Source organism: Atribacterota bacterium (genome assembly GCA_028703475.1).
In the GTDB taxonomy this organism is placed as follows: Bacteria; Atribacterota; Phoenicimicrobiia; order Phoenicimicrobiales; family Stramentimicrobiaceae; genus JAQVMU01.
Map to the genome: position 1 here is coordinate 1 of JAQVMU010000097.1, position 4,565 is coordinate 4,565.

The window sequence follows — 4,565 nt, forward strand, 5'->3', positions numbered from 1 at the left end:
CCACCCTGGTCGATAGCAACATCAACAATGACTGAATTCTCCGGCATCATTTTTACCATATCTTCAGTAATTACCTTAGGAGCAGTTGCACCAGGGATCAGGGCAGCTCCAATTACTGCATCAGCATCTTTAATTTCCTGTTCGATGTTATTTTGATTAGAGACGAGGAAGTTAACATTCTTGGGCATAATGTCGTCTAAATATTTTAAACGATCCAGGTTGATATCTAGGATTGTCACATTGGCACCGATGCCCGCGGTAACTTTAGCAGCATTGGTACCAACTGTTCCTCCACCAATAACAACTACCTTGGCTGGCTTTACTCCAGTTACACCACCCATTAAAACACCACGGCCTCCATAGGGTAGTGCTAAATAATAGGCAGCGATATGACCAGCCATTTTTCCGGCAACCTCGCTCATGGGAGACAACAGTGGTAAATATCTATTTTGAGTTTCTACTGTCTCATAAGCAATACATATACTATTACTATCTATCATTCCTTGAGTTAATTCCCGTGATGCGGCAAAATGGAAATAGGTAAATACAATTTGTCCAGGCTTGATCATTGGATATTCAACGGGCATAGGTTCTTTGACCTTCATAATCATGTCAGATTGTCCAAAAACTTTCTCGGCTGTATCTTGAATAGACGCACCGGCATCACTATATTCCCTGTCAGATATTCCGCTTCCTAATCCCGCTGCTTTTTGGACTAATACTTTATGGCCTGATTGCGTAAATGCTCTGACACCTGCTGGAGTAATAGCAACCCGGTTTTCATTATTTTTTATCTCTTTAGGTATTCCTATAATCATTATAGATCAAATCCTCCTTCTAAAACTATGGATGAGGGTTTACAATATGTCAATACCCTCATCCATAAAATAAAAAAATCTAAATTTTTAACATTTCGGGATTAGAAAAGTATTCTTTAACCTGTTCGGCCATAACTCCGCTTAAGAATAATAGTCCTATCAAATTTGGGATAGCCATAGCACCATTTAAGGCATCTGTAAGTAGCCACACAAATGGCACTTCGACAACTGAGCCAAGAAAAGCAACAATAACAAAAAGCCAGGCATATGGCATAACCACAGAAGGACCAAGAATAAAACGGGAACATTGTTGACCATAATAACACCAGGTTATAATAGTAGAAAAACCGAATAATAATGAACCCAGGGCTACAATAGGTCCACCTATACCTCCTAATACGGTTCCAAAGGCATGAGCGGTTAGTTGGGTACTTGTGTATCCTGTTCCCAATGAATCAGTTAGAAGAATGACCAGGGCAGTCATAGAACAGATAATAAGGGTATCAATCATTACATCAATCATGGCGATTGAACCCTGTCTTACAGGGTGCTTTGTCCTGGCGACAGCATTGGCGATACTTCCGCTTCCTAATCCTGCTTCATTAGAGAAGATGCCCCGTGCAACACCAAAGCGCATTGCCTGAGCGACTGTCGCACCGGCAAACCCTCCAAAAGCAGCTTTACCGGAAAAGGCACTTCTAAATATTTCTCCAATTGCCCAGGGAACCATATTTATTCTGGAAATAATAACAATTAAGGCACCAATAATGTAAAAAAGTGCCATAAACGGGACCAGGTACTCTGTTACAGAACCAATTCGTTTTATTCCTCCAACGACAACCAGCCAGAGAAGTACTGCCAGGACAATTCCAGTTATAATCTGTGGAATACCAAAAACACTGTTTCCAACCAAAGCCATGGAGTTGGTCTGCACCATATCGCCAATTCCAAAGGCAGCCAGGGCACCGAATAAGGCAAAAATCCATCCCAGCCATTTTTGCCCCAACCCTCTTTCTATGAAATACATTGTGCCACCAGCCAGGGCACCGTCTTTATCTTTAATTCTATATTTTACACCTAATGTAGCCTCACATAGCTTTGTTGCCATACCAACCAACGCGATAATCCACATCCACAAGACAGCCCCAGGACCACCTGCCGCAATAGCAGTTGCAACACCAGCAATATTACCATTTCCTACAGTTGCTGCAAGGGTCGCCGTTAGGGCTTGAAAGGGTGTAATTTCTCCTTCATCCTGCTCACTCTGATCTTTTCTTGTAAGACCGTTGAAAATTAATTTCCAGCCATGTCCGGAATGCTTAAATTGAGGGAAACCTAAGCGAATTGTTAAGAAAAGACCCGTACCCGCTAAAATAATTAACATAGGGGGACCCCAGACAAAATCGTCAACAATTGTGAGAAAGTTCATAATTGCAGTCATATTTTGAACCTCCTAATATCTTTAATATTATTAACCCAACCTTGTTATTGTGATAATTGTTTTAAAAATATTTACCACCTCATTTCTAGATGATTAAAAGCAAAACTCCTTTCATTTAATAATATTTTAACTGTGTTGACATGTTTAAAATTGTATAACTTTTTAAATTGAAAGTCTCTAAATATAAGTATAATAATATTGATTTACATATTCTTGGTATTAAATGAACCGTTAACGGTATATTTCTTAGAAAAAATAAGCTATTTAAAAGTTTACATATTATATGATAAGAAATCTATTGGAAATGGAAAAGTAGTACTATTTTAAAAAAAATATTATTTAAATTATTATATTTATAGTATGATAGGCATAATATAATGGTATCTGGTAAGCAATTTTGGATAATATTAGTTCTCATATTTTTAAAGAGCGACGATAAGATACAAAAATGTTACCCCCCCCGGCTTTTAATGGGAGGGGTAAGTTGATTAAAAAACTTATCTTTTATTAACCGGTAGCAAAAAGGGTATATTTACTACTTCAGCTGCAACAGGTCGGTTTCTGATTATGACATTTATCTTAGTACCTATTTCTGAATATACCTTATCTATTAATGCCATTGCATAAACTTTCTTTAAAGAAGGGCAATAATTGCCTGAAGTAATATATCCTATTTTTTTGTTGTTATACCATACTTCCATCCCATGACGTGGTATGCCTCCTTGAGGTACAGAAAGTCCGACTAATTTTCGTTTAGTTCCTTCTTGTTGAACTTTAAGCAAAGATTCTTTACCGATAAAATCTTTCTTATTAAGTTTAACAGTCCAGTCTTGCCCGCTTTCCAGAGGATTTATTGTTTCATCAATTTCATTACCATAAAGCCAATAACCTACTTCAAAACGTGTGGTGTCTCTTGAGCCTAATCCACAGGGCTTTATATCGTATTTAATGCCTTCTTCAAGTGAGTTATTCCAGATATCGATGATGTCTGAGCTATTAGTTGTGTAAATTTCAAAACCATCTTCCCCGGTATAGCCAGTTCTAGAAATTAAAACTTCTTTCCCGAAAAGAATTCCATAAATAAACTGAAATCTTTTTAAATCCGATAAGAAAATATCACTTTTAAAAAATGGATTTAATAATTTTTCTGCAAGAGGTCCCTGTATTGCAACTTCACCATATTCTTTGCTCTTGTTTGTTATTTTTACATCAAAACCAGTACTTTGCTCTTTAATCCAATTCATATCCTTTTCTGAATAACCGGGAGATGCATTTACCACTAAAAGTATAAATCGGTTACTAATTTTATAAACAAAAAGGTCATCAACCTGGCCTCCATGAGGGTAACACATAGGTGAATATTTTATATAGCCATCTTTTATATTAGTTATCTTATTGGTAAGCAAATAATCTACAAAAGGTAGGGCGTCTTTTCCCTTAATTTCAATTTCTCCCATATGGCATACATCAAAGATACCCACTTTTTGCCTGACAGTTAAATGCTCTTCAATAATACTGCTATATTGAACAGGCATATCAAAACCATCAAAGGGAATCATACGAGCATTTAATTTTATATGCTCCTGATGGAGTGGAGTCAATAATAATTCATTATTATTATTATTATCAGTCATTACATCCTCCTTTTAAAAGTTAATATTTTCTTCCGAATAATTTAATTTGTCTTTATTTTGTAATTCATCATCATAGGTTAAAATAGCTTGTTTTACTGCCAGAGCATCATCAGTTTGACTAATAGGTGTGATATGGGGTGCAGTTTTTAATAAATCAGGACTGTCCTTTGCTTCATGGGAAATTTTAATCATAATATTGATGAAATCATCTAAAATTTCCTTACCTTCTGACTCTGGTGATTCAATCATAATTGTTTCATCAGCATAAGGTTCAAAATGAGGAAAATATATGGTAGGTGGGTGGTATCCATAATCCATCAATCTTTTTGCAATTTGCAAAGTTTTTATTCCATATTTTTTGTATTCACGTCCGGTCAAAGTGCATTCATGTCCACAAAAACGATCATAGGCTGGTTTGTAATATTCTTTTAATTTAGCCAGGATATAATTAGCATTTATAATACTATTTTTTGAGGCTTCATAAAGAAATTCCGGACCCAGGGACAAAATCCAACACAGTGTTTTAACTAATACTGAAAAATTTCCCCAAAAACTGCGAATCATACCTATGCTTTTTGAGCCAACGTCCTTAAATATATACATATTTTTATCAGAATCAAAATCAATCAATGGTGTAGGTAGATAGGGGATGAGGTCACTCTTAACACCAAT

Annotated in this window: 4 protein-coding genes; all 4 read right to left on the reverse strand. The window is 36.1% G+C overall.

Annotated elements, in window-relative coordinates; all coding sequences use genetic code 11:
- Positions 1-818, reverse strand: an 818-nt coding sequence (locus PHQ99_07900; protein ID MDD4289493.1) for an alanine dehydrogenase, incomplete at its 3' end; no start/stop codon positions are given.
- A gap of 79 nt (positions 819-897) precedes the next feature.
- Positions 898-2,259: a sodium:alanine symporter family protein gene (locus PHQ99_07905; GenBank protein MDD4289494.1), complete on the reverse strand. Its 1,362-nt coding sequence runs from the start codon at positions 2,257-2,259 to the stop codon at positions 898-900.
- Between the two features lie 497 nt (positions 2,260-2,756).
- Entirely contained in the window at positions 2,757-3,893 is a 1,137-nt protein-coding gene (gene gcvT, locus PHQ99_07910; protein MDD4289495.1) for a glycine cleavage system aminomethyltransferase GcvT, read from the reverse strand.
- Between the two features lie 12 nt (positions 3,894-3,905).
- On the reverse strand, positions 3,906-4,565 hold a 660-nt coding region (locus tag PHQ99_07915), incomplete at its 5' end, for an aminomethyl-transferring glycine dehydrogenase subunit GcvPB (GenBank protein ID MDD4289496.1).

What these genes read in the sequence shown, in the direction of transcription:
- gcvT (MDD4289495.1), bottom strand. Translation starts at nt 3,893, where the DNA reads ATGACTGATAATAATAATAATAATGAATTATTATTGACTCCACTCCAT.
- PHQ99_07905 (MDD4289494.1), bottom strand. Translation starts at nt 2,259, where the DNA reads ATGACTGCAATTATGAACTTTCTCACAATTGTTGACGATTTTGTCTGG.